Raw genomic sequence first — 1,078 nt, forward strand, 5'->3', positions numbered from 1 at the left:
GGTTCTGGTCGATATCGGCCAGGGCGGAGTTGTAGGGCTCGAGATATCGAACGTCGCCGGTCAGCAGGTAGCCGCGCTGCCCGGTTTCCGCATCCAGCATGTGCTGCATCAACCGGTTGATGGCGCCGCGGGTTTGCTGGGCCTCTTCAATACTGGCGGCCGCCTCTGTGGATTTCTGGAAGCTAGCCTCGTTAATGAAGATAAGAATGGCGGCAGCCAGCACCGCCAGGGGCAGGCTGATGGCCATTTTTGGGATCGCAAATCGTTTCACGGCAAACTCCGTTCAGTCATTTGGTGAAAATTTCGTCAATAATGAACACTGAAAATCAATGCGGATGTCCTGCAGGCCATCTTTTTCATTGCGTTGCCCGCTTGCGCAGACCTTATAGAAAGACAGCGACATGATCAAAATTGGAATTGTGGACGACCATGCCATTGTGCGTTCTGGACTCAAACAGTTTTTTTCCGACCAGGTGGACCTGCGTGTCGTGGGAGAAGCCGGCAGTGGCCGTGAGGCAATTGATCTGGTGCGTAACGTTGAGCTGGATATTCTGGTCATGGACTTGTCCATGCCTGGGCAAAGCGGCATCGATGCGCTGGCCATGATTCGCGCCAAGGCGCCTGATGTCGGCATCCTCATTCTGAGCGGCTATCCTGAAGAGCACTATGCGGTCAACCTGATTCGCCAGGGCGCCAGCGGCTACCTGAACAAGGAATGCGATCCATCCGAGATTGTGGATGCGATTCGTGTGATTTCTCTTGGCAAACGCTACATTACCCCGGCGGTGGCAGAGCTCCTTGCGCAGCAGCTGAACCGGCCCAACGACGTGGCTTCCCACGAACAATTGTCCGAGCGGGAGTTCCAGGTTTTTCTCAAGCTGGCCAAGGGTGAAACCGCAGGCGACATTGCCAAGGCGCTTTCGCTGAGCGTGAAAACCGTGAGCACCTACAGGACGCGTGTCATGGAAAAAATGAGCCTGTCCTCCAACAGCGACCTGACCTACTACGCGCTCAAGAACAAGCTGATCGATTGAGTTCAATCTGAAATGGTGCTCTGCTGGATGCAATAGTCCACCAG

General features: G+C 54.9%; 2 protein-coding genes. One reads left to right on the forward strand and one right to left on the reverse strand.

The window, feature by feature from the left end:
- Window positions 1-271: CHASE3 domain-containing protein (locus AC1D1X_RS24155; RefSeq protein WP_477699467.1), on the reverse strand; the 271-nt coding region annotated here is incomplete at its 3' end.
- A 130-nt stretch (window positions 272-401) separates the two neighbouring features.
- Here AC1D1X_RS24155 and AC1D1X_RS24160 point away from each other — a divergent pair.
- A complete protein-coding gene (locus tag AC1D1X_RS24160) occupies window positions 402-1,034 on the forward strand; it encodes a response regulator (protein WP_007867910.1) in 633 nt (210 codons plus the stop codon).
- The last annotated feature ends 44 nt before the right edge of the window (window positions 1,035-1,078 follow it).

Source organism: Polaromonas sp. P1_G4 (assembly GCF_056405475.1).

Coding starts and splice junctions, on each gene's coding strand:
- AC1D1X_RS24160 (WP_007867910.1), top strand. CDS start 402: ATGATCAAAATTGGAATTGTGGACGACCATGCCATTGTGCGTTCTGGA.